The sequence below is a fragment of the Paraoerskovia marina genome (assembly GCF_900105445.1).
In the GTDB taxonomy this organism is placed as follows: Bacteria; Actinomycetota; Actinomycetes; order Actinomycetales; family Cellulomonadaceae; genus Paraoerskovia; species Paraoerskovia marina.
The window spans coordinates 2,003,382-2,026,147 of the sequence record NZ_LT629776.1 but is presented as its reverse complement, the minus strand read 5'-3'; the positions used below and the strand labels follow the sequence as shown (position 1 = coordinate 2,026,147).

Annotated in this window: 21 protein-coding genes; 17 read left to right on the top strand and 4 right to left on the bottom strand. The window is 71.8% G+C overall.

Annotated elements, in window-relative coordinates:
* Nucleotides 1-7 precede the first annotated feature (7 nt).
* Entirely contained in the window at nt 8-874 is an 867-nt protein-coding gene (locus BLU20_RS09080; protein WP_083372323.1) for a PAC2 family protein, read from the bottom strand.
* A 42-nt stretch (nt 875-916) separates the two neighbouring features.
* On the opposite strand from BLU20_RS09080, the gene BLU20_RS09075 reads away from it, so the two are divergent.
* Complete coding sequence (locus tag BLU20_RS09075; protein WP_083372322.1) at nt 917-1,624, top strand: HAD family hydrolase; 708 nt, start codon at nt 917-919, stop codon at nt 1,622-1,624.
* Here BLU20_RS09075 and BLU20_RS09070 read toward each other — a convergent pair.
* Entirely contained in the window at nt 1,621-2,484 is an 864-nt protein-coding gene (locus BLU20_RS09070; protein ID WP_083372321.1) for a RecB family exonuclease, read from the bottom strand. The genes BLU20_RS09075 and BLU20_RS09070 overlap by 4 nt on opposite strands.
* A 70-nt stretch (nt 2,485-2,554) precedes the next feature.
* On the opposite strand from BLU20_RS09070, the gene BLU20_RS09065 reads away from it, so the two are divergent.
* The 10 genes from BLU20_RS09065 to hisF all read left to right on the top strand — a co-directional run bounded on the left by BLU20_RS09065 (nt 2,555) and on the right by hisF (nt 13,032).
* Nucleotides 2,555-3,712, top strand: a complete 1,158-nt coding sequence (locus BLU20_RS09065) for a site-2 protease family protein (RefSeq protein ID WP_231959172.1) — start codon at nt 2,555-2,557, stop codon at nt 3,710-3,712.
* 25 nt (nt 3,713-3,737) lie between these two features.
* Nucleotides 3,738-4,739, top strand: a complete 1,002-nt coding sequence (locus tag BLU20_RS09060) for a tRNA (adenine-N1)-methyltransferase (RefSeq protein WP_083372320.1) — start codon at nt 3,738-3,740, stop codon at nt 4,737-4,739.
* 107 nt (nt 4,740-4,846) lie between these two features.
* Nucleotides 4,847-6,478, top strand: coding sequence for a proteasome ATPase (gene arc / locus BLU20_RS09055; protein WP_083372319.1), 1,632 nt, complete (start codon nt 4,847-4,849; stop codon nt 6,476-6,478).
* 40 nt (nt 6,479-6,518) lie between these two features.
* On the top strand, nt 6,519-8,123 hold the full coding sequence (dop, locus tag BLU20_RS09050) for a depupylase/deamidase Dop (RefSeq protein ID WP_083372318.1): 1,605 nt from the start codon (nt 6,519-6,521) through the stop codon (nt 8,121-8,123).
* 53 nt (nt 8,124-8,176) lie between these two features.
* Nucleotides 8,177-8,362, top strand: a complete 186-nt coding sequence (locus BLU20_RS13780; protein WP_029253313.1) for a ubiquitin-like protein Pup — start codon at nt 8,177-8,179, stop codon at nt 8,360-8,362.
* A 6-nt stretch (nt 8,363-8,368) separates the two neighbouring features.
* Nucleotides 8,369-9,181: a proteasome subunit beta gene (gene prcB, locus BLU20_RS09045; protein ID WP_157270417.1), complete on the top strand. Its 813-nt coding sequence runs from the start codon at nt 8,369-8,371 to the stop codon at nt 9,179-9,181.
* The gene (prcA, locus tag BLU20_RS09040) at nt 9,178-9,915 is read left to right on the top strand and encodes a proteasome subunit alpha (RefSeq protein ID WP_052367074.1); all 738 of its coding nucleotides are present in this window, start codon (nt 9,178-9,180) and stop codon (nt 9,913-9,915) included. The genes prcB and prcA overlap by 4 nt, the downstream gene beginning before the upstream one ends.
* Complete coding sequence (pafA, locus tag BLU20_RS09035; protein ID WP_029253316.1) at nt 9,912-11,270, top strand: Pup--protein ligase; 1,359 nt, start codon at nt 9,912-9,914, stop codon at nt 11,268-11,270. The genes prcA and pafA overlap by 4 nt, the downstream gene beginning before the upstream one ends.
* Before the next feature lie 90 nt (nt 11,271-11,360).
* A complete protein-coding gene (locus tag BLU20_RS09030) occupies nt 11,361-12,260 on the top strand; it encodes an FKBP-type peptidyl-prolyl cis-trans isomerase (protein WP_231959171.1) in 900 nt (299 codons plus the stop codon).
* 1 nt (nt 12,261) lies between these two features.
* Nucleotides 12,262-13,032 (top strand): imidazole glycerol phosphate synthase subunit HisF, encoded by a 771-nt coding sequence (gene hisF / locus BLU20_RS09025; RefSeq protein WP_029253318.1) that lies wholly within the window; start codon nt 12,262-12,264, stop codon nt 13,030-13,032.
* Between the two features lie 3 nt (nt 13,033-13,035).
* On the opposite strand, the gene BLU20_RS09020 is transcribed toward hisF, so the two are convergent.
* Together BLU20_RS09020 and BLU20_RS09015 are read right to left on the bottom strand one after the other, a co-directional pair.
* The gene (locus BLU20_RS09020) at nt 13,036-14,937 is read right to left on the bottom strand and encodes an arylsulfotransferase family protein (protein WP_083372317.1); all 1,902 of its coding nucleotides are present in this window, start codon (nt 14,935-14,937) and stop codon (nt 13,036-13,038) included.
* Nucleotides 14,934-15,548: a TIGR03085 family metal-binding protein gene (locus tag BLU20_RS09015; RefSeq protein WP_083372316.1), complete on the bottom strand. Its 615-nt coding sequence runs from the start codon at nt 15,546-15,548 to the stop codon at nt 14,934-14,936. The genes BLU20_RS09020 and BLU20_RS09015 overlap by 4 nt, the downstream gene beginning before the upstream one ends.
* Nucleotides 15,549-15,614: 66 nt before the next feature.
* Here BLU20_RS09015 and BLU20_RS09010 point away from each other — a divergent pair, with 66 nt between their 5' ends.
* The 6 genes from BLU20_RS09010 (at nt 15,615) to BLU20_RS08985 (ending at nt 22,741) form a co-directional block, all read left to right on the top strand.
* A complete protein-coding gene (locus BLU20_RS09010) occupies nt 15,615-16,454 on the top strand; it encodes an alpha/beta hydrolase (RefSeq protein ID WP_083372315.1) in 840 nt (279 codons plus the stop codon).
* A gap of 64 nt (nt 16,455-16,518) precedes the next feature.
* The gene (locus BLU20_RS09005) at nt 16,519-18,378 is read left to right on the top strand and encodes an ABC transporter ATP-binding protein (protein ID WP_407946456.1); all 1,860 of its coding nucleotides are present in this window, start codon (nt 16,519-16,521) and stop codon (nt 18,376-18,378) included.
* Nucleotides 18,375-20,174, top strand: coding sequence for an ABC transporter ATP-binding protein (locus tag BLU20_RS09000; RefSeq protein WP_083372314.1), 1,800 nt, complete (start codon nt 18,375-18,377; stop codon nt 20,172-20,174). Before BLU20_RS09005 ends, BLU20_RS09000 begins: the two co-directional genes overlap by 4 nt.
* Nucleotides 20,175-20,220: 46 nt before the next feature.
* The gene (gene hisI, locus BLU20_RS08995) at nt 20,221-20,589 is read left to right on the top strand and encodes a phosphoribosyl-AMP cyclohydrolase (protein WP_157270415.1); all 369 of its coding nucleotides are present in this window, start codon (nt 20,221-20,223) and stop codon (nt 20,587-20,589) included.
* Entirely contained in the window at nt 20,586-22,145 is a 1,560-nt protein-coding gene (locus tag BLU20_RS08990; protein WP_029253325.1) for an anthranilate synthase component I, read from the top strand. Before hisI ends, BLU20_RS08990 begins: the two co-directional genes overlap by 4 nt.
* Nucleotides 22,145-22,741: a Trp biosynthesis-associated membrane protein gene (locus tag BLU20_RS08985; RefSeq protein ID WP_083372312.1), complete on the top strand. Its 597-nt coding sequence runs from the start codon at nt 22,145-22,147 to the stop codon at nt 22,739-22,741. The genes BLU20_RS08990 and BLU20_RS08985 overlap by 1 nt, the downstream gene beginning before the upstream one ends.
* Nucleotides 22,742-22,766 lie beyond the last annotated feature (25 nt).

Here is a 22,766-nt window from a genome sequence, read left to right as displayed (position 1 = left end):
GACCCCGCTAGCGGCCCGTCGCTCCGTCGCCGCGACGACGCAGGAACCGCTCGAACTCGCGGGCGATCGCCTCGCCGCTCGCCTCGGGGAGGTCCGCCGTGTCCTTCGCCTTCTCCAGCTCGCGGACATACTCGGCGATCTCGCCGTCCTCCGCCGCCAGCTCGTCCACGCCGTGCTGCCACGCCTCCGCGTCCACCGGCAGCTCGCCGAGCGGGATCGGCTCCCCGAGCAGCTCCTCGAGGCGGGCGAGGATCGTCAGGGCGGCCTTCGGCGACGGCGGGTGCGCGACGTAGTGCGGAACAGCCGCCCACAGGGACGCGGCCTGCAACCCGCGCGCCGTCGCGGTGTGCTCCAGCACCCCGACGATCCCGACCGGGCCGTCGTAGGTGCTCGACTCGACGTCGAGCACCGCGCGGAGGCCGACGCTCTCCGACGTGATGGTCAGCGGGATCGGTCGCGTGTGCGGCACGTCGGCCAGGAGCGCACCCAGCGTGACCACCGTGTCGACGTCGTGCGCCTCGGCGATGTCGAGCAGCTCGCCGCAGAAGGTCCGCCAGCGCATGCTCGGCTCGATGCCGTGGACCAGGACGACCTGGCGCCCGGACTCGGGGACCCGCGCCGTCGAGACCCGGGTGGCGGGCCAGCTCAGGACGCGCTCACCCGTCTCTGTGGTGGACACCTCCGGTCGGGTCACCTGGAAGTCGTGGTAGTCCTCCGGGTCGATCTCGGCAATCTGCTGCGCGTCCCACACGTCGTGCAGGTGCTTCACGACGGCGCTCGCGGCTCCGCCGGCGTCGTTCCAGCCCTCGAAGGCCGCGACGAGGACGGTGCGGAGCTGCTCGCGGTCGCCGGGGCTCGTCGTCGAATCGTTCATCCGTCCACCCTATGGCTTGCCGACGCAACCTACGATGGGGCCATGCCCGATCTCGCCGAGCCCGACCGCCCGCTGCCCGCAGCCCTGCTGCTCGACATGGACGGCACACTGATCGACAGCGAGCCTTACTGGATGGCGGCGGAGCAGGAGCTCATCGCCCGGCACGGCGGGGTGTGGACCCACGAGGACGCGCTCGGCCTCGTCGGCAACCCCCTCGACCTCTCTGCACGGACCCTGCAGCAGGCGGGCGTCCGGCTCGAGGTCGACGAGATCGTCGAGTTCCTTCTGTCCCGGGTGGCCGAGCAGGTCCGCGAGCACGTCCCCTGGCGTCCAGGTGCGCACCGCCTGCTGGAGACCGCCCGGAGCGCGGGTATCCCGTGCGCTCTGGTCACGATGTCCTACCGCGTGCTCGCCACGAGCCTGCTCGACGCGGCGCCCTCGGGTGCGTTCACGGTGGCCGTCTGCGGGGACGACGTCCGGCACGGAAAGCCCGACCCGGAGCCCTATCTGCGCGCCGCCGAGCTGCTCGGGGTCGACGTGCGCGACTGCGTGGCGGTCGAGGACTCGCCGCCGGGCATCGCCTCGGCCCTGGCCTCGGGCGCCGCGACCGTGGGCGTCGCGGCGATCGTCCCGGTACCGCCTCGTGCGGGCCTGAACCGGCTCGCGTCGCTCGAGGACCTCGACACGACCATGCTGGCCCGCGTCGTCGGTGGCGAGCTCGTCGACCTCGTGGCGTCGTCGGGACACTAGGCCCGGTCGGGACGAACGCCGAGAGCGACCTCGACGCGTCCCTCGGGGACGGGTGGCGCGGTTCCGCCGAACTCCGGGCAGATCGCCTGGTGGGCGCACCATCCGCACAGAGCGCTCCGGCGCGGCGTCCACTCGCCCGTCCGGCCCGCGGTCCGGATCGCCTCCCAGAGGGCGCGGACCTTCGCCTCGGTCCCCTCCAGGTCGGCGCGCGTGGGCTCCGCGCGCAGGATCTGTCCGTCGCCGAGGTAGACGAGCTGAAGCATGCGGGGGACCTCGCCACGCTCGCGCCAGAGGACGAGGCCGTAGAAGCGCATCTGGAACAGGGCCGAACCCTGGTACGCGGGCCGGGGCGACTTCCCGGACTTGTAGTCGACGACCCGGAGCGCGCCGTCGGGCGCCACGTCGAGCCGGTCGATCACACCGCGCAGGCGTGGTCCGTCGGGCAGGTCGCTGCTCACGCGCAGCTCGCGCCCCGCGGGCTCGAGCCGGTTGGGGTCTTCGAGCGTGAAGTAGGTCGAGACGAGGCGGCCGGCACCGGCGAGCCATCGGTCGAGCTCCTCCGCGCCGGTCACGAGCTTGGCGTACTGCGGGTTCGTCGACTGCAGCGACTCCCACGCTGCCGGGAGGAGCCCCTGCGCGGCCTCCGGCGTCCGGCCACCGAGCGGGAGGTCGTAGAGCTCTTCCAGGACGCTGTGCACGAGAGTGCCCCGCGCCGCCGCCTCGCTCGGCGGCTCGGGGAGCCGGTCGACCACGCGGAACCGGAACAGCAGGGGGCACTGCATGAAGTCGTTCGCGCGCGACGGCGAGAGCCCGGGAACGTAGGCCGGGTCGCCGTCCGCCGTGCTGCTCGTCGCCGTCATGCCGCCCAGCGTACGGCGGACCGGTGACGCCCCCGACGGGGCGCGTCGGCGCGGCGACTACGCTGGTGCGGTGACATCGCCGAGCATGCCGCCCCGCACCGACCCCCCGCGCAGCCGAGGACTCGTCCTCGGCCGGATCGCCGACGCGCCGGTGGTCCTCACGCCGAGCTGGGCCATCGCCGCTGTCGTCCTGACGATCGTCTTCGCCCCGACGGTCCGGTTCTACGCACCCGGCCAGACCGGTGTGATCTACGGGGTCTCGTTCGCGTTCGTGGTGCTGCTGTTCGGCTCCGTCTTTCTCCACGAGGTCTCGCACGCGCTCGTCGCGCGCGCTCGCGGGCAGCACGTGACCGAGCTCGCGATCACGGTCTGGGGCGGGCACACGGCGTTCACCGGGTCGTTGAGGCGTCCGCGCGACGCCTTCTGGGTGGCGGTCGTCGGTCCGCTCACCAACCTGGTGCTCGCCGGGGGGTTCTGGTTCCTGTTCGAGCTGCGTACCGGCACCGTGCTCGTCTGGCTCCTGTGCTATGCGGCGGCGGTGTCGAACGCCTTCGTCGGACTGTTCAACCTCATCCCCGGGCTCCCGCTGGACGGGGGACAGATGCTGGCGGCCGCCGTCTGGGCGGCGACGGGCTCGCAGGACCGGGGGACGGTCGTGGCCGGGTACGTCGGCCGCGTGGTCGCCGTCGGTTCGGTGCTCGCCGTGATCGCGGTCCCGCTCGCCCAGGGCGGGAGCGTCGAGCCGTTCCTGGTCATCTGGGCCGTGTTCATCGGCATGTTCCTCTGGTCCGGTGCCTCCGGGGCGATCCGCAGCGGTCGGGCGCGGGCACGTCTGGCGCATCTCGACGTGAGCACGTTCGTGCACCCGGCGGCGACGGTCCCCGCCGACGGTACGGTCGCGGACACCGCGGCCGCGGGTCGCGGTGCCGGCGCCTGGGCCGTCGTGATCGTGGACGGGACCGGTCGGCCGGTCGGGGTCGTCGACCCCGCCAACGCGGCGCAGGTCCCCGCCGATCGTCTGACCACGACCAGCGTCTGGGCCGTCGCGCACCGGCTGCCGCTCGAGGCGCTGCTCCGTTCGACGAGTGCAGGACCGGACCTCGTCGCCGGCGTCGTCGCCGCCGCGCCGGGCACGAGCGTCGTGCCGGTGGTCGACGAGACCGGCACCGTCGTCGGCGTCGTGCTCGTCCGGGAGGTGCTCGCGGCGGTCCGCGGGACGTCGGCCTGACCCGACCCCCGTAGGATGGTCCGTCGTGACCACCAGCGCAGACGCACCGACCACCCGAGCCACCGGCGCGGCCGAGCGACGCGGACCTCTGCGCGTCGGCGACCGCGTCCAGCTGACCGACCCGAAGGGACGGCTGCACACGATCGTGCTGGCGCCCGAGGGGACGTTCCACACGCACAAGGGCTACTTCCGCCACGACGACCTGATCGGACGTCCGGAAGGCTCGGTCGTCGCGAACACCGCGGGGATCGAGTACGTGGCGCTGCGCCCGTTGCTGTCCGACTACGTGCTCTCGATGCCGCGCGGCGCCGCGGTGATCTACCCCAAGGACGCGGGGCAGATCGTGCAGATGGCCGACATCTACCCGGGTGCGCGTGTCGTCGAGGCAGGCGTCGGCTCCGGCGCCCTCTCGATGTCGCTCCTGCGGGCCGTCGGCGACGACGGCTCGCTGCACTCGATCGAGCGTCGTGAGGACTTCGCGGCGATCGCCCGCGGCAACGTCGAGAACTTCTTCGGCGGACCGCACCCCGCCTGGCAGCTGTCCGTCGGGGACTTCGCCGACGTCCTCCCGCAGATCGCCGAGCCCGGGGCTGTCGACCGCATCGTGCTCGACATGCTCGCTCCGTGGGAGAACATCGACGCGGCCGCGACCGCGCTCGTGCCCGGAGGCGTGCTGATCTGTTATGTCGCCACCGCGACGCAGCTCTCCCGGACGGCCGAGGACCTGCGTGCGGACGGCCGTTTCACCGAGCCCGCCGCGTGGGAGTCGATGAACCGTGGCTGGCACCTGGAGGGTCTCGCGGTCCGTCCGGAGCACCGGATGATCGGGCACACAGGGTTCCTTCTCTCGGCCCGTCGCATGGCCGACGGCGAGGAGGCGCCGGAGCGTCGCCGCCGTCCCGCCAAGGGTGCCTACCCGACCGGCGACGAGGGGACCTGGTCGCCGGAGGAGCTCGGCGAGCGTGCCGTCTCGGACAAGAAGCTGCGCCGGGTCCGTCGCGACGTGGGGCAGGCGCCCGAGGTCTGAGCCCTGCCCGACAGGTGAGTGCACGACGCGGACGGCGGCGGTGTGTATAGGGTCGACGTATTCCAGACGGGCCGTCGCCCGCCTGTTCCGTCGAAAGGGGAAGCCCGATGCCCACGACCCCCGCACCGGACCTCGAACGCCAGGTCGCGATCCTCTCCGCGAAGAACGAGCGCCTCGCCGAGGCGCTGCGCGCGGCCCGTGACCAGATCGTCGACCTGCGCACCCAGATCGACGAGCTCGCGAAGCCGCCGGGGACGTACGCCGTCTTTCTCGGGTCTCACGACGACGGAAGCGTCGACATCTCGGCCTCCGGACGCAAGATGCACGTCGGCTCGAGCCCCGCGCTCGACGTCACGACGCTGCAGCCCGGCCAGGAGGTCAAGCTCAACGAGGCGATGACGGTCGTCGCCGCCGGCGGGTACGAGAGCACAGGCGAGCTCGTGACGGTCAAGGAGATGCTGGGCGACGGTCGGGCCGTCGTCGTCGGACGCACCGACGACGAGCGCGTCGTGCGTCTCGCCGGCTCCCTCGCCGCGACCACGCTGCGCACGGGCGACAGTCTGACGATCGACACACGCAGCGGCTTCGTCTTCGAGGTGGTGCCGAAGTCGGAGGTCGAGGAGCTGATCCTCGAGGAGGTGCCGGACGTCGACTACTCCGCGATCGGTGGGCTGGGGCCGCAGATCGAGCAGATCCGCGACGCCGTCGAGCTGCCGTTCACGCACCCGGACCTCTTCCGCGAGCACGGGCTCCGGCCGCCCAAGGGAATCCTGCTCTACGGGCCTCCCGGGTGCGGCAAGACGCTGATCGCGAAGGCCGTCGCCAACTCGCTCGCGCAGACGGTCGCACGGGCACGAGGGGTCGACGGGGCCGAGAACGTGCGCAGCTTCTTCCTGAACGTCAAGGGCCCCGAGCTCCTGAACAAGTACGTCGGGGAGACGGAGCGCCACATCCGGCTGATCTTCGCCCGTGCACGCGAGAAGGCGTCCCAGGGCACGCCCGTGGTGGTGTTCTTCGACGAGATGGAGTCGCTCTTCCGCACCCGCGGCACCGGGAAGTCGTCCGACGTGGAGACGACGATCGTCCCGCAGCTCCTCAGCGAGATCGACGGTGTCGAGCGCCTCGACAACGTCATCGTGATCGGTGCGTCGAACCGCGAGGACATGATCGACCCCGCGATCCTGCGACCGGGTCGCCTCGACGTCAAGATCAAGGTGGAGCGTCCGGACGCCGAGGGCTCGCGCGAGATCTTCGGCAAGTACCTCACGGACGACCTTCCCATCCACGAGGACGACCTCGCGGTGAACGGCGGCTCCCGGGCTGCCGCGGTGGACGCGATGATCCGGTCCGTCGTCGAGCGGATGTACTCCGAGGCGGACGAGAACAAGTTCCTCGAGGTCACCTACGCGAGCGGGGACAAGGAGATCCTGTACTTCAAGGACTTCAACTCCGGCGCCATGATCCAGAACATCGTCGACCGGGCCAAGAAGGCGGCGATCAAGGACCTCCTGTCGACGGGCCGGCGGGGAATCCGTGTCGACCACCTGCTCTCGGCGTGCGTCGACGAGTTCCGGGAGAACGAGGACCTGCCCAACACGACCAACCCGGACGACTGGGCACGGATCTCGGGGAAGAAGGGCGAACGGATCGTCTTCATCCGCACGATCGTGCAGAAGGAGGGCGACGGCGCGGTCCCGCGCACGATCGACACGGTCTCGAGCACGGGTCAGTACCTCTAGCACCGAGCCCTACAGTGGTCCTGTGACTGCGCGCAGAGTGATGGGGATCGAGACCGAGTACGGAGTGCTGCAGTCGGGGCGGCCCCTGGCCAACCCGATGCTGATGTCCAGCCAGATCGTGACCACGTACCGTGCGCTCGCGCAGAGTCCTGCCGGCCAGCTGGCCCGTGCACGCTGGGACTACGACGACGAGGACCCGCTCGCCGACGCCCGGGGATTCCGGCTGGACCGGGCCTCCGCGCACCCGTCGCTGCTGACGGACGACCCGACGAGACCGGCACCGTCCGGCGAGACGGACGCGTTCCAGCGGATCGAGCGTCCGAGCGTCGAGGCGTACGACGACCCGAGCGCCGCGAACGCCATCCTGACCAACGGCGCGCGCCTCTACGTCGACCACGCACACCCCGAGTACTCGTCGCCCGAGGTGACGAACCCGTTGGACGCCGTGCGCTGGGACGTCGCCGGTGAGCGGGTGGTCCTCGCCGCGTCGCGCTCGCTCGCCCAGGTCGGGATCGACGTCGTGCCGTACAAGAACAACGTCGACGGCAAGGGCGCGAGCTACGGGACGCACGAGAACTTCCTCGTCGACCGCGACCTGCCCTTCGACACGCTCGTCGACGGTCTGACGCCGTTCCTCGTGACGCGGCAGGTCTTCGCCGGGTCGGGACGTGTCGGGCTCGGTCAGACCGGTCAGCACGCCGGCTTCCAGATCTCCCAGCGGGCCGACTACGTCGAGGCCGAGGTGGGGCTCGAGACGACGCTTCGTCGGCCGATCGTCAACACACGGGACGAGCCGCACGCCGAGCGCTCGCGGTGGCGGCGGCTCCACCTGATCATCGGGGACGCGAACCTCTTCGAGACCGCGACCTACCTCAAGCTCGGGACGACGTCGCTCGTCCTGTGGCTCCTCGAGAACCTGGGCGCGCTCGCGGAGCGCGGCCTGGACACCGCCGCGCGGCTCAGGGAGCTGCGTCTGGCTGATCCCGTGGCCGACACACAGCTCGTCAGCCGGGACCTGGACCTCTCCACCCCGCTGCGGCTGGCGTCGGGAGAGACGGCGACCGCCCTGGAGATCCAGAAGCGCTACCTCGCGGTCGTCCGCGAGGCGCAGGACGCTCTCGGCGGGCCGGACGAGATCACCGCCGAGGTTCTCGACCGCTGGACCTCGGTGCTCGACCGTCTCGGCCGTGACCTCGGCGAGTGCACCCGAGACGTGGAGTGGGTGGCCAAGCTGCGCCTGCTCGACCGGATGCGTCGCCGTGACGGGCTGGCATGGGACCACCCGCGCCTCGCCGCGCTGGATCTCCAGTGGTCGGACGTCCGTCCCGAGCGCGGTGTGTACCACCGGCTCGTCGCCGCGGACGCGGTCGACCGGCTCGTCGACGAGGGTGAGGTGGCCCGCGCCGTCCACCATGCGCCGACGGACACGCGTGCGTACTTCCGCGGCGAGGTCGTCGCGCGTTACGGGGGGCAGGTGTCGGCCGCGAGCTGGGACTCGGTGATCTTCGACGTGCCGGGAGCGGAGTCGTTGCAGCGGGTGCCGATGCTCGACCCGCACCGCGGTACGCGTGAGGACCTCGGAGCCCTGCTCGACGCGAGCCCCGACGCGCGGTCTCTCCTGGCGGGCCTTTCCGGCACGGCGTAGGCAGAAGGGCCTAGTGTGGGACCTGCCTGGAGCACATCGACCGAGGAGACGCCATGGCTGGTCAGGAACGCATCTCGAACCCGGGCGGACGTCCGGACGACGACGCCGCCGAGGTGGCCGCACCCGTCGTCCGCAAGGACGACGCCGAGGTCGACTCGTTGCTCGACGACATCGACGCGGTGCTGGAGTCGAACGCTGAGTCGTTCGTCCGCGGCTTCGTCCAGAAGGGCGGCCAGTAGGTCTCGATGAGCCTCGACAGCACGGGTGGTCTGCCCGACGCGTTCCGGACACCGGGGTCGTCGTCGTTCGTGGACTTCCTCGCCGCACACGCACCGCACGCGCTACCGGGGGCGCCGACCTCCGGCGCCGTACCGCAGCTGGCCCACGCCACCACGATCGTCGCCCTCGAGGTGGACGGCGGCGTGGTCATGGCGGGGGACCGGCGGGCCACCGCCGGCGCGGCGATCGCGCACCGTGAGATGCAGAAGGTCTTCGACGCGGACGAGTTCAGCGCCGTGGGGATCGCCGGCACGGCCGGCCTGGCGATCGAGCTCGTCAGGCTCTTTCAGCTCGAGCTCGAGCACTACGAGAAGATCGAGGGCACGCTGCTGTCCTTCGACGGCAAGGCGAACCGGCTCGCCACCCTCGTCCGCAGCCAGCTCGGACTGGCGATGCAGGGCCTGGCGGTGGTGCCCCTCCTGGCGGGGTACGACGTCGACGAGGACCGGGGGCGGATCTGCTCCTACGACGTCACCGGAGGACGGTACGACGAGCGGGAGCACCACTGCGTCGGCTCCGGGGCGGTCTTCGCCCGCGGCGCGCTGAAGAAGCTCTGGCGGCCGGGGCTGACGGCGGACGAGGGCGTCCGGGTGGCCGTCGAGGCGCTGTTCGACGCCGCGGACGACGACTCCGCCACGGCCGGCCCCGACACGGTCCGGCGCATCTGGCCGGTCGTCGCCACGGTGACGGAGACCGGGTACCGGCGCGTCGGCGACGACGTGCTCGCGGCGACGGTCGCCGCCGTCCTCGACCGTCGAGCAGAGGAGGCACGGCGATGAACATGCCGTTCTACGTCTCGCCCGAACAGCTCATGAAGGACCGGGCGGACTTCGCGCGCAAGGGCATCGCCCGTGGACGGTCGGTGGTGGTCGTCGGGTACGACGGCGGGATCGCGTTCGCGACGCACAACCCCTCCCGTGCCCTGCACAAGATCTCGGAGATCTACGACCGCATCGGGTTCGCCGCGGTGGGCAAGTACAACGAGTTCGAGAACCTCCGCGTCGCCGGCATCCGCTACGCCGACCTGCGCGGGTACTCCTACGACCGGTCCGACGTCGACGCCCGGGGACTGGCGAACGCCTACGCGCAGACGCTCGGGACGGTCTTCACCACCGAGTCCAAGCCCCTGGAGGTCGAGCTGGTCGTCGCGCAGGTCGGTGCCGGGCAGGACCAGGACCAGATCTACCGGCTCACGTACGACGGGTCGGTCACCGACGAGCGACAGTACGTCGTCATGGGCGGCCGCGCGGAGGAGCTCTCGGAGATCGTGGCGTCGGGCTGGGTTCCTGGCATGGGTCTGCACGACGTGCTGGGACTCGCCGTCCGGGCGCTCGGGTCGGACGGCGCCGAGGGACCCGGTCGTGAGCTGGGGGCTGCGGACCTCGAGGTGGCCGTCCTGGACCGTACGCGACCTCGCCGGGCGTTCCGGCGGATCGCCGGGCCCGCGCTGGCACGTGCGCTCGACGGCGGGACCGCAGAGCAGCACCACGACGGACGAGGAGACGGGGCATGAACCGGAGGATCTTCGGTCTGGAGACCGAGTACGGCGTGACGTGCGCGACCGACGAGGGGCGCGGGCTCTCGGCCGACGAGGTCGCGCGGTACCTCTTCCGCAAGGTCGTGGCCTGGGGCCGTTCCTCGAACGTGTTCCTGCGCAACGGGTCGCGGCTGTACCTCGACGTCGGGTCGCACCCCGAGTACGCGACCGCCGAGTGCGACGACATCACGCAGCTCATCGCGTACGACCGTGGCGGCGAGCGAATCTGCGAGGGGCTCGTCGCCGACGCCCAGGAGCGGCTCGTCGAGGAGGGGATCCCGGGCAAGATCCACCTGTTCAAGAACAACACCGACTCGGCCGGGAACTCCTACGGGTGCCACGAGAACTACCTGGTCCGGCGCAAGGGAGACTTCACCCGGCTGTCCGAGATCCTCGTCCCCTTCCTCATCACCCGTCAGGTGGTGACGGGGGCGGGCAAGGTGCTCTCGACGTCGGGCGGTGCCACCTACTGCCTGTCGCAGCGGGCCGACCACATGTGGGAGGCCGTCTCGAGCGCGACCACGCGCTCGCGGCCGATCATCAACACCCGCGACGAGCCGCACGCGGACGCCGAGCACTACCGGCGGCTGCACGTCATCGTGGGAGACTCGTCGATGGCAGAGCCGACCACCATGCTCAAGGTCGGGTCGACGGATCTCATCCTGCGGATGATCGAGGCGGGTCTTCCGATGCGCGACCTCACTCTCGAGAACCCGATCCGTGCGATCCGTGAGATCAGCCACGACCGCACCGGTCGTGCGCCCGTGCGCCTGGCCACCGGTCGTACGGTCACCGCCGTCGAGCTCCAGCGCGAGTACCTCGGCCGGGTCGAGACGTATCTCGCGGAGACAGAGGCGAGCCCGACCGACAAGCGGGTCGTCGACCTCTGGTCGCGCGGCCTCGAGGCCCTCGAGACGGACAACCTCGCCCTCGTCGAGCGTGAGATCGACTGGGTCATCAAGCTGCGTCTCATCGAGCGGTACCGGGCCAAGCACGGCCTCGAGCTGCACGACCCGAGGGTCGCCCGTCTGGACCTCGCCTACCACGACATCTCGCGGACCGACGGGCTCTACAACCTCCTGGCCGCACGCGGGATGGTCGACCGGCTCGTCACCGACCTCGAGTCGTTCGAGTCGATGTCCGTGCCGCCGCAGACGACCCGGGCGAGGTTGCGCGGGGAGTTCGTCGCCGCGGCCCAGGACGCCCGGCGCGACTACACCGTCGACTGGGTCCACCTGAAGCTGAACGACCAGGCTCAGCGCACCGTGCTGTGCAAGGACCCGTTCCAGAGCGTCGACGAGCGCGTCGAGAGGCTGATCGAGTCGATGTGAGGCCGGGGCGCCCGCTAAGGTGGGCCGTCCTTCGTCGCGACCGTCGACCCGTCCCGAGCTTGGAGTTCCGTGCGCCGTCCTTCTGCACTGGTGTCGTCCCTCGTCGCCGCGCTGCTGCTCGGTGGTTGCGGGATGGACTTCACGGATCCGGTCGAGCCCGAGCAGGCCGCGTCCGAGATCGCCGTCACCGGGGCCGCCGACGAGCCGCCCGTGCTTGAGTACGAGACACCCCTGGTCGTGACCGAGACCACCAACAGCACCGTCTGGCCCGGCGCGGGTCGGCTGCTGGAGGACGGGGACGAGGTCCTGCTCAACATGTACGCCGAGGACGGCTCGACCGGTCAGATCCTTCAGGACACCTACGTCGCAAGCCCCCGTCTGATGCGGATGGACCCCGCCTCGCTCGGCCCGACCCTGTACCAGGCACTGAAGGGCGAGCGCGTCGGTGCGCGTGTCCTGGTGACCGAGGAGGACGGCGAGGTGCCGCTCGCGCTCGCGGTCGACGTCCTGCCCGCCCGGGCGGACGGCGAAGAGATCGCGCCCGCCGAGGGGCTGCCGTCGGTGAGCCTCGACGACGGCGCTCCGTCGATCGAGATCCCGGCCGACTCCGCCGCGCCGGACGACCTCGAGGTCCAGCCGCTCGTCCGCGGGCACGGGCGCCAGGTCGAGCCCGGCGACATGGTGACGGTCCGCTACTCCGGGGTGCAGTGGTCGAACGGGGACGAGTTCGACTCCAACTGGACCACCGGGACCGTGCTCACGGCGATGTTCGGCGTGGGGACGGTGATCGACGGCTGGGAGCAGGGGCTCCTCGAGCAGCCGGTCGGGAGCCGGGTCCTGCTCGTCGTGCCACCCTCGCTCGCCTACGCCGGGACCGACTCTCCGCTGGCCGAGGAGACGCTCGTGTTCGTGATCGACATTCTCGACTCCCGTTCCCAGGTCGCCTACGACACGTCGTCGGGGGATCTCTCAGAAACCGAAGAAGGATGACATGACAGTCTCCGTGCGCGTGATCCCCTGCCTCGACGTCGACGCGGGGCGCGTCGTCAAGGGCGTCAACTTCGAGAACCTGCGCGACGCGGGCGACCCGGTCGAGCTCTCGCACCGTTACGACGCGGAGGGCGCCGACGAGCTGACCTTCCTCGACGTCAGCGCGTCCTCGGGCAACCGGGAGACGACGTACGACGTCGTGCGGCGGACGGCCGAGCAGGTCTTTGTCCCCCTCACGGTGGGTGGGGGAGTGCGGACGCCCGACGACGTCGACCGCCTGCTGCGCGCGGGCGCGGACAAGGTCGGCGTGAACACCGCGGCGATCGCCCGGCCCGAGCTCATCGCCGACGTCGCCGACCGGTTCGGTTCGCAGGTGCTCGTCCTCTCCGTCGACGCGCGCCGTGTCACCGGGGACGTGCGGACGGAGTCCGGCTACGAGGTCACGACCCACGGCGGCCGCCGGGGGACCGGGATCGACGCCGTCCGGTGGGCCGCCGAGGCGGAGCAGCTGGGCGCGGGGGAGATCCTGCTCAACTCGATGGACGCGGACGGGACGAACGCAGGCTTCGACCTGGAGATGCTCGCGGCCGTGCGGTCGGAGGTGAGGGTCCCGCTGATCGCCAGCGGTGGCGCCGGGCGGCCCGAGGACTTCGTCGCGGCCGCACGCGCCGGGGCGGACGCCGTCCTCGCGGCCAGCGTGTTCCACTTCGGTGCCATGACGGTCGCCGAGGTGAAGGACGTCATGCGGGAAGCCGGTATCGAGGTGCGATAGCGCCTACTCCGCGTCGACTACGGTCGGGACGGAGCCGAGCACCCTTCCGTCGGCGTCGAGGGCCTCGACCGTGATCTCGTCGGCCGTGGCCGCCTCCTCCAGCTCGACGGACGTCTCGAAGCCCGACCGGGCCACCTCGGTCTCGCCGTCGGACGTCGACACCCGCCACGTCTGGACGGCCGTCGCCCCGTTCCAGCTCATGTAGACCGACGTCGTGCCCGAGTCGACATGCACGGCCGCGGCCGGGTCCGTCGTCGGCCGCGCCTCCCACTCGACCTGCCGGGCACGGTACGAGCCGACGGTCAGGTCCTCGGGCAGCGACGAGTCCACGAGGACGTCTCCCGTGGCCGACATCCGGGTCCACTGCGGCAGGCTTCCCCACCCGAGGAGCACGTCGCCGCCGTCGAGCTGCTGGAACGACCCCTGGCTCTGCGACCATGCGCCTTCGGGGTGGGGGTAGTCCGTCACGACGGACGCCGTGGACGCACTCTCGTCGACGTCGAGGACGAGGCCTCGGGAGGACTCGCGAGTCGTCGATCCGCAGGTGCCGCCGTTGTCGAAGAGCGTCATCGTCCCGTCGTCGGCCCACCGGGCGTCGTGCTGCTTGAGGAAGACGGCGTCGTCGTCGACCGTGAAGTCGGACTCGCGCCCGCCCAGACGCCAGTCGAGGCTGCCCGTGTCGCCGTCCAGCTGGTAGACCGCGCACGTGTGCCGGGCGGAGATCAGGACGTCTCCGTCGTCGCGGACGTCGATCGAGTTCACGTGCAGGTAGTCGTACCCGGTGTCGGAGGACGTACCGTCCTGGTCACCCTCGACCGGGAGATAGCTCTCGTCCAGCGCGACGTCCCCGATGCCGTGCCACTCGAAGAGGACCGCGCCCGTCTCCAGGTCGACCTGCTGGACGATGTTGTCCACGGCCACCCCGTTCCGGGGCCCGCCCGCCTCGCTCAGGTCCATGCCGATCGGCGCGTAGGCGACGAGCCATGCGGTGCCGTCGTCCGTGAGGAGGAGCTCGTGCGGGTCCGCCCGGTAGCCGTTGCCCGCGTTGAACCGTGCCACCTCGGCATAGGTCTCGTCCACGACGACCGCCTCGCCGTACCCGTAGCCGGGGCCGATCTGTCCCTCCCACCACGTCAGGACGGGTTCGCCGTCGAGGGTCGCGCCCGTCACGTCCCGCGCGTCGTTCTCGGCCATCGGGGAGAACCAGACGGGCTCGCCGTCCTCGTCGACGAGCATCGGTCCCTTCTGCACGACGCCGTTCTTGATTCCCAGCGCGACGTAGCCCGCGGCGTCGGTGGGCTCCGCGGGCTCGACCGTGACGACCGGTGGCTCGACGTCGGGTGCCGAGACGTAGCGGCTGACCTCGTCGTCCTCGGTCGCCGTGCCGTTCTCCGGCACCTCGGTCGCCGCCTCGTCCAGCGCGTCGGCCACCCGCCAGGTCCAGCGACCGTCGTCGGCGCCGCGGACCTCGATGCCCTCGACGGTCACGGAGACGATCTCGCCCGGCTCGAACGGGGCGTCGGGGACGTAGCTGACCCCGTCTCCGTCCGAGTGCGGCAGCAGCGTCCCGGAGTGCTCCTCGGTGTCCGAGCCCGTGACGGTCACGTCCTCCGCGGCCAGGCCGGTGGCCCCGGGCCCCCGGAGCGTCACCTGCGTCTGCGGGTTGACGACCTGGGTCCCGGGGACGGGGAACACGGAGACGTCGCCGTCCGACCCGTCGATCGCCGCGAGGGGGGCAGGCTCGGCGGGAGGCTGGTCGGTCACCTCGACGGCCACGAGGACGGCGACGGCAGCTGCCCCGACCCCGACGACGCCGGTCGTGAGCCAGAAGAGCCACCGCGGCCCGAACGGCGTCGGTCGCGGGCGCTGCTCCGGCGTCGTGCCCGACGCCTCCCCGGTGCTCATGCGTCCGGCCCGCCGAGAACCTGCGCGACCTGTGCGACGGCGTCCTCGCGGCCGCGGACCTCGGTGTCCGCGGCCTCGACCCGTCCGAAGACGTGCAGCACGAGCTCCGTCACCGGCCCGTGGATCTCGACGACGGGCTCGCGGTCGCTCACCACGAGACGGCGGCCCTCGTCGTCGACCAACGTGACACCGACGGGGCAGCGGCCGAGGCGCAGGCGCGCGAAGGTGGTCAGTGCTCCCCGCAACGCCTCGACGAGGTCGGGCGGCAGGTCGCGTGGTGCCGGTTCGACACCGCCACCACGGCGCACGTCCTCGGAATGCACGTAGAACTCGGCGACGTTCATCGCGTCGCCCGCCCAGGAGTGCGGGCTCCACGCCTGTGGTGGCTGCGAGACCCGGTCGATCAGGTCTCGGTAGGCCGCGTCGTCGCGAGCCTCGTCGGCGAGGGTGTCCAGTCCTCCGCCGAGAAGTCGCCACGGCGCGTGCTCGCGCAGCACGAGGTGTGCCGCCAGGTGGCGCGCCTGCCACCCCTCGCACAGGGTGGGGGCGTTCGGCGGGACGGAACGGAGCGAGTCGACGAGCTGTTCGCGGAGCCAGGGGTGCCAGGGCATAGTGCATGCTTTCATGACGACGTCGTCCTCGCCGGACGATCGGAACGCCCAGACCGGGAGGAATCGATGAGCGAGAACCCGCTGCACCGGACGGTGCTCGACGCGGACGGCGTGCGCATCCACACCTATACCTGGGAGGCCGAGCAGCCTCGCGCGCTCGTGCACGTCCTGCACGGTGTCGGTGAGCACGCCCAGCGCTACGCGCCGCTGGCCCGGCGACTGCAGGACGCCGGGTTCACGGTCGTCGCGGACGACCACCGGGGGCACGGCGCGACCGGTGTCGGACACCTCGGCCTCGGAGAGCTCGGCCCCCGGGCTATCCGCGGCGCGATCGACGCCGCCGAGACCGTGAGCCGGGCGGCCCACGCCGCCTACCCCGAGCTGCCGATCGTCCTCCTCGGGCACAGCTGGGGCTCCTTCATGGCGCAGAAGATCGTCGCCCGGTCGGGACGCCACTACGCGGGTCTCGTCCTCAGCGGAACCTCGCTCGCCCTGCCGGGCCTGACGCGCCAGGGGAACTTCAACGAGCGCTGGGACGCCGACGGGGCCGGCGGGCTCGAGTGGCTCAGCCCCGACGAGTCCGTCCAGCAGGCCTTCGAGGACGACCCCTGGTGCTTCGACGTCGCGGAGCACCCGGTGTGGACGTTTGCGGAGAGCACCGCGATCGCGGGCTTCGTCCCTCGGACCACCGGGCACGACCTGCCGGTCCTGATCCAGGGCGGCGAGCACGACGCGGTCGGCGGGAGCCGCGGCCCTCGCCTGCTCGGACGTGCCTACGAACGCTGGACGGGACTCTCCGACGTGACGGTGATCCTGTACCCCGAGGCACGCCACGAGGTGTACAACGAGATCAACCGGGACGAGGTGCTCGACGACCTCGTGGGATGGGTCACCACGCGATTCTGACGTCGGGGGCGGGGCGCGTGAGACGATGCGTCCACCGCTGCCCGACATCCTGCGAGGACAACCCATGCCCCGAGCCGCCCGCCCGCGTCCGCGGGACCGGTCCACGTTCCGTGCCGCCGACGGCACGACGACGCTCCGCGGCTCGCGCCTGCGTCGGTCCCTGGCACTCATGGGCCGGGGCATCCGCTCCGAGCCGTGGACCTACACCCTCGCCATCGGCACCTCGGCACTGTTCGGAGCCGCCACCGTCGCCGTCAGCCGGGTGATCGGCACCGTCACCGACGAGGTCGTGGTCCCGGCGCTGGACGGCGACGACGTGGCCCGCGGCCAGGTCTGGCTCGCCGGACTCGCGCTCGCCGCCGTCGCGCTGACGCTGGCGGTGAGCGTCGCCGGACGGAGGATCTTCGCCGGGGCAGGCGTGGCCGACCTCCAGGCGGGGCACCGCAACGCGGTCACCCGCCAGTACCTGCGCCTGCCGATGTCCTGGCACCGGGCCCACCCCACCGGACGGCTGCTCGCGAACGCGAGCGCCGACGTCGAGGCCGCGACCGGGGTCTTCAACCCCATGCCCTTCGCCCTCGGCGTGGTCGTCATGATCCTGGTCGCCGGCGTGATGCTCGTCGCGATCGACCCGTGGCTGGCCGCCGCCGCGTTCGTCGTGATCCCGCTGGCCATCGCCGCGAACCTCGTGTTCCAGCGCAAGATGACCCCGATCGCGATCCGGGCGCAGCAGCTGCGCGCCGAGGTGGCCGACGTCGCGCACGAGAGCTTCGACGGGGCGCTCGTCGTCAAGTCCCTCGGGGCGCACGACCGGGAGGAGGCCAGGATCGCGGGTCGCGCGTACGCCCTGCGCGACGCCAACGTCGAGGTCGGACGCGTCCGCGCCGTCTTCGACCCGGTCATCGAGCTGCTGCCGTCGCTCGGCACCCTCGTCGTCCTCGCGGTGGGTGCCGCGCGCGTCGCGAGCGGGGACGTCGGCACCGGGGACGTGGTGACCGCCGCGTATCTGCTCACCGTCATGGCGGTGCCCGTCCGTGCGTTCGGCTGGGTGCTCGGGGAGATCCCGCGCGCCCTCGTGGGCTACGAGCGCATCACCCAGGTGTTGGACGCCTCCGGACGCGACGTGCCCGGGACGGTGCCCGCGCACGGGCGCGGGGCGGCCGCCGAGGTGCGGCTCGACGGGGTCGGCGTGCAGGCCGACCGTCCCATCCTCGAGGACGTCACGCTGACGCTCGCGGCCGGGTCGACGACCGCGTTCGTCGGACCGACGGGAGCAGGGAAGACGACGCTCGTCACTCTCCTGGCGCGGGTCTCCGACCCCGACACGGGCCGGGTGCTGCTCGACGGGCAGGACCTGCGCGAGATCGCCGACGCGCCCGCGCACGTCGCGCTCGTCGAGCAGCAGACCTTCGTCTTCGAGGACACGGTGCGCGCGAACGTCACGCTCGCCGACGTGGACGACCCCGCGGCCCCTGACGACGACGCCGTCTGGGACGCGCTCCGCGCGGCACGTGTCGACGACGTGGTCCGGGCGCTGCCCGACGGGCTCGACGCGCCGCTCGGCGAGCGCGGTGCCAACCTCTCCGGCGGACAGCGCCAACGACTCGCCATCGCGCGTGCCCTCGTGCGCCGCCCACGGGTGCTCGTCCTCGACGACGCCACGTCGGCCGTCGACCCGCGCGTCGAGCAGGAGATCCTCCACGGCCTCGGGACCGACGACGGCGAGCGGCCCACCGTCGTCATGGTCGCCTACCGCATGGCGTCGGTGGCGCTCGCGGACACCGTCGTCCATCTCGACCACGGGCGGGTCGTGGACGTCGGCACGCACGAGGAGCTCGTGCGCCGTGACGCGGGCTATCGCGACATCGCCACGGCGTACGCCCGTGAGGCGGCCCGCCGGGCCGACGAGGAGGCACTCGCATGAGCTACTCACGGATCGAGACGACCAGCTCGCTCGGGGTCCTCGCGACCGTCCGGCAGGGCCTGCGGACGTCCCCGGAGATGGTCACCGGCATCGGCGTGACGCTCGTGCTCGCCGTGGTCGCGGCGGCGGGGCGCGTCGTCGTCCCGATGACCGTCCAGCAGACGGTCGACACCGGCATCATGGCCGACGGCGGCCCCGACGTCGCCCGGGTGTCGACGTTGGTCGCGGTCGCCGCGGTGGTGCTCGTCGTCGCCGGTGTCTGCACGGCGCTGGTCAACGTCCGGCTCTTCAGGTCGAGCGAGGAGGGGCTCGCGAACCTGCGGATCCGGACGTTCCGGCACGTCCACGACCTGCCCGTCCTGACCCAGGGGACCGAACGACGAGGCTCGTTGGTCTCACGGGTGACCTCCGACGTCGACACGATCTCGCAGTTCGTGCAGCGCGGCGGCATCCAGCTCCTCGTCTCCGTGCTGCAGATCGCGGTCGCGACCGTGCTCATGGCGATCTACTCGTGGCAGCTCACGGTTCTCGTCTGGCTCTGCTTCGTCCCGCTCGTGATGATCCTCAACCCGGCGCAGAAGCGGGTCAGCGCGGCGTTCGGTCTCGTGCGGCAGCGCACGGGTGAGCTCCTCGGGGCCGTGTCGGAGGCCGTGGTCGGCGCGCAGACGGTGCGTGCCTACGGTGTCCAGGCGCGGACGGGTCGACGGGTCGAGGCCGCGGTCGAGCGAGCTCGTGTCGCGATGGTGCGTGCGTCTCGGCTCGTGGGTCTCGTCTTCTCCTCCGGCGTGCTGGTCGCGAACCTCGTCCTGGCGGTCGTCGTCGTCGCCGGGACGTGGCTCGGTGTCGCGGGAGAGGTCACCACCGGCGAGCTCCTGGCCTTTCTCTTCCTCGTCCAGCTCTTCACCGGGCCTGTCCAGCAGGCCACGGAGATCCTCAACGAGCTCCAGAACGCCGTCTCCGGGTGGCGGCGGGTGCTCGCCGTGCTCGAGACCCCGATCGACGTGCGCGACGAGGGGACGGTCGACAGTCCGTCCGGGCCGGCGTCGGTCGAGCTGGACGACGTGCGCTTCTCCTACCCGGGCGGACCCGAGGTGCTGCACGGTGTCACCGTCGCCTTCCCGGCGGCGCGCTCCGTCGCCGTCGTCGGCAAGACCGGGTCGGGGAAGTCGACGATCGCCAAGCTGGTCACGCGTCTGATGGACCCGACCGCCGGGGTGATCCGACTCGACGGCACCGATCTCCGTGACATCCCCGTGGCGCGGCTCCGCGAACGCGTGGTGCTCGTCCCGCAGGAGGGCTTCCTCTTCTCGGGCACCCTGCTCGAGAACATCGAGTGGGGCGTGCGGGACGACGCGGTCCGTGCGGACCGGGACGCCGTGGTCGCCGTCGCGCAGGACGCGGTGTCGATGCTCGGGCTGGACGACTGGGTCGACGGTCTGGCCGACGGTCTCGCGACACAGGTGGGGCAGCGCGGGGAGCACCTCTCGGCGGGGGAGCGGCAGCTCGTCGCCCTGCTGCGGGCGGCGGTCGCCGAGGCCGACCTGCTCGTGCTCGACGAGGCGACGTCGGCGGTCGACCCCGCCGCCGAGGTCCGGATCGCCCGCGCACTGTCCGCACTGACGACGGGCCGGACGACCGTGACGATCGCCCACCGGCTCTCGACGGCTGAAGCGGCGGATCTCGTCGTGGTGGTCGACGAGGGCGACGTCGTCGAGGTCGGCACGCATGCAGCACTCCTGGAGCGGGACGGGACCTACGCGGCCATGCACGGGGCCTGGCGGAGCCAGACCCACTGACCGGACGCGGTTCCCGCGGCCGCTCCGCGCGTGGCAGGATTCAGGCGTGTCCGACTCACCACTGACCCCTGACCTCGCCGCGCGGCTCAAGCGCGACGACGGCCTGGTCGCCGCCATCGTCCAGCAGCACGACACCGGAGAGGTGCTCATGCTGGGATGGATGGACGACGAGGCGTTGCACCGCACCCTCACGAGCGGCCGCGTGACCTTCTGGTCCCGGTCCCGTCAGGAGTACTGGCGCAAGGGCGACACGTCCGGCCATGTCCAGCACGTGCGGTCCGTGGCGCTCGACTGCGACGGCGACGCGCTCCTCGTGCGGGTCGACCAGGTCGGAGCGGCGTGCCACACGGGTGCGCAAAGCTGCTTCGACGCGGGCGGCGATCTCGGTGCCGTCGTCGGGGAGGTGGGCGCATGACCGGGCCGACGACCGTCACGGCGGCAGACGTCCCCTGGGGTGCGACCTGGCCGTCCGTGCAGGGCTTCCGCGACCTCGCGGCCTCGCGTCGCGTCGTCCCGGTGGTGCGGCGTCTCCTGGCCGACGACATCACGCCGGTCGGCCTCTACCAGACGCTCGCGGGCGGACGTCCGGGGACCTTCCTCATGGAGTCCGCGGAGTCGGACGGCGGATGGTCGCGCTGGTCCTTCGTCGGTGCCGCGTCGCGGGCGACCCTCACCGCGCGCGACGGGTCGGCGGTCTGGTCCGGCGACGTGCCGGCCGGCGTGCCGACGTCCGGCGACGTCGTCGAGGTCCTCGAGAAGACGCTCGACGCGTTGCGCACACCGGAGATCCCCGGCCTTCCCCCGTTCACCGGTGGCCTCGCCGGCGCACTCGGCTGGGACGTCGTCCGGCACTGGGAACCGACCCTGCCCGCGAACGCACCCGACGAGCTCGGTGTCCCGGAGCTGACGCTCTGCCTGGCCACGGACCTGGCGGCGGTCGACCACCGGGAGTCCTCCGTGTGGCTCGTCGCCAACGCGATCAACTTCGACGGCACGGACGAGCGGGTCGACGAGGCGTACGCAGACGCCGTCGCGCGGCTCGACGCGATGCAGGCCGCGCTGCGGTCGGGCGGACGAATACCTGCCGTGGTCGTGGACCACGACCTGCCGGAGCCCGAGCTGGAGTTCCGCTCGACCCGGGACGAGTTCGAGCAGGCAGTCCTGGCCGGCAAGGATGCCATCCGTGAGGGCGACGTCTTCCAGGTCGTGCTCTCCCAGCGCCTCGACCTCGACTGCCCCGCGGCACCGATCGACGTGTACCGGGCGCTGCGCACGATCAACCCGAGCCCGTACATGTACTGCTTCAGCCTGGCCGACTCCGACGGGCAGGAGTTCTCCGTCGTCGGGTCCAGCCCCGAGACGCTCGTGAAGGTCACCGACGGGCGGGCCGTGACGTTCCCCATCGCCGGATCGCGACCACGGGGCGGGACCCCGGCGGAGGACGTCGCGCTCGGTGACGAGCTGCGGGAGGACCCGAAGGAGCTCGCCGAGCACCTCATGCTCGTCGACCTGTCCCGCAACGACCTGGTCAAGGTGTGCGAGCCCCTGTCCGTCGAGGTGGTCGAGTTCATGGTCACCAAGCGGTACAGCCACATCATGCACCTGAGCTCGACGGTGGTCGGGCATCTGCGCGACGGCGCGACGGCGCTCGACGCGCTCCGGGCGACGTTCCCGGCGGGCACGCTCTCCGGGGCGCCGAAACCTCGCGCGATCGCGCTGATCGACGAGCTCGAGCCGGCCTCGCGAGGGATCTACGGCGGAACGGTCGGGTACTTCGACTTCGCCGGCAACATGGACATGGCCATCGCCATCCGCACCGCGCTCCTGCGCGCGGGGCGGGCGAGCGTGCAGGCCGGCGGAGGCGTCGTCGCGGACTCCGTCCCTGCGCTCGAGTACGCCGAGTCCCGCAACAAGGCGGCGGCCGCGGTGCGGGCGATCCAGCTCGCGGCACGGCTGCGTCCCCTCCGCTGATGCGTGCGAGCCTGAGCCGGCGCAACGCCGTGGTCGCTCTCCTGCTTCTCGGCGCGTCCGCGCTGCTGCTCTCGATGCCGGTCTGGATGACGGCGCAGGGCAGCAGTGCGCTGGAGGACGTCGTCGACCTCGGCGTGGCCGGGACGACGGCCGCCCCGGCCGTGAGCGCCGGCGCGCTCGTCCTCGTGGCCTCCGCGCTCGCACTGGGGCTTGTCGGTCGGGTCGGCCGGTGGGTCGTCCTGGTCGTGGCCGCGGGAAGCGGGCTGACGATCCTGGTCGGCGCTCTGAACGTGGCGCTCGACCCGCTGCCCGCGATGACCGCCGAGGCAGCGCGTGCGACGGGGGTCGGTGAGGTCACGACGGCCGTGGATCTGACGCCGTTCCCGTGGGTGGTCGTCGTGCTCGGCGCGGTCGTCCTCGTCGTCGTCCTGGCCGCCGCCTGGTCGGCGCGAGGATGGACGACGTCAGGAGCTCGCCACGAACGGGGAGCGCCTCGGCAGGACGTTCCCGACGACGATCCCGCGGCACTGTGGGACGAGCTGACGCGTTCGGCGGAGTCGGACGGCCCGCCCGCCGGTCGACCCGACGAACGATAGGATTGGTCGACATCTTCACGAAAGG

Coding starts and splice junctions, on each gene's coding strand:
- BLU20_RS09080 (WP_083372323.1), bottom strand. CDS start 874: ATGAACGATTCGACGACGAGCCCCGGCGACCGCGAGCAGCTCCGCACC.
- BLU20_RS09075 (WP_083372322.1), top strand. CDS start 917: ATGCCCGATCTCGCCGAGCCCGACCGCCCGCTGCCCGCAGCCCTGCTG.
- BLU20_RS09070 (WP_083372321.1), bottom strand. CDS start 2,484: ATGACGGCGACGAGCAGCACGGCGGACGGCGACCCGGCCTACGTTCCC.
- arc (WP_083372319.1), top strand. CDS start 4,847: ATGCCCACGACCCCCGCACCGGACCTCGAACGCCAGGTCGCGATCCTC.
- dop (WP_083372318.1), top strand. CDS start 6,519: ATGGGGATCGAGACCGAGTACGGAGTGCTGCAGTCGGGGCGGCCCCTG.
- BLU20_RS13780 (WP_029253313.1), top strand. CDS start 8,177: ATGGCTGGTCAGGAACGCATCTCGAACCCGGGCGGACGTCCGGACGAC.
- prcB (WP_157270417.1), top strand. CDS start 8,369: ATGAGCCTCGACAGCACGGGTGGTCTGCCCGACGCGTTCCGGACACCG.
- prcA (WP_052367074.1), top strand. CDS start 9,178: ATGAACATGCCGTTCTACGTCTCGCCCGAACAGCTCATGAAGGACCGG.
- pafA (WP_029253316.1), top strand. CDS start 9,912: ATGAACCGGAGGATCTTCGGTCTGGAGACCGAGTACGGCGTGACGTGC.
- hisF (WP_029253318.1), top strand. CDS start 12,262: ATGACAGTCTCCGTGCGCGTGATCCCCTGCCTCGACGTCGACGCGGGG.
- BLU20_RS09020 (WP_083372317.1), bottom strand. CDS start 14,937: ATGAGCACCGGGGAGGCGTCGGGCACGACGCCGGAGCAGCGCCCGCGA.
- BLU20_RS09015 (WP_083372316.1), bottom strand. CDS start 15,548: ATGCCCTGGCACCCCTGGCTCCGCGAACAGCTCGTCGACTCGCTCCGT.
- BLU20_RS09010 (WP_083372315.1), top strand. CDS start 15,615: ATGAGCGAGAACCCGCTGCACCGGACGGTGCTCGACGCGGACGGCGTG.
- BLU20_RS09005 (WP_407946456.1), top strand. CDS start 16,519: ATGCCCCGAGCCGCCCGCCCGCGTCCGCGGGACCGGTCCACGTTCCGT.
- BLU20_RS09000 (WP_083372314.1), top strand. CDS start 18,375: ATGAGCTACTCACGGATCGAGACGACCAGCTCGCTCGGGGTCCTCGCG.
- BLU20_RS08990 (WP_029253325.1), top strand. CDS start 20,586: ATGACCGGGCCGACGACCGTCACGGCGGCAGACGTCCCCTGGGGTGCG.
- BLU20_RS08985 (WP_083372312.1), top strand. CDS start 22,145: ATGCGTGCGAGCCTGAGCCGGCGCAACGCCGTGGTCGCTCTCCTGCTT.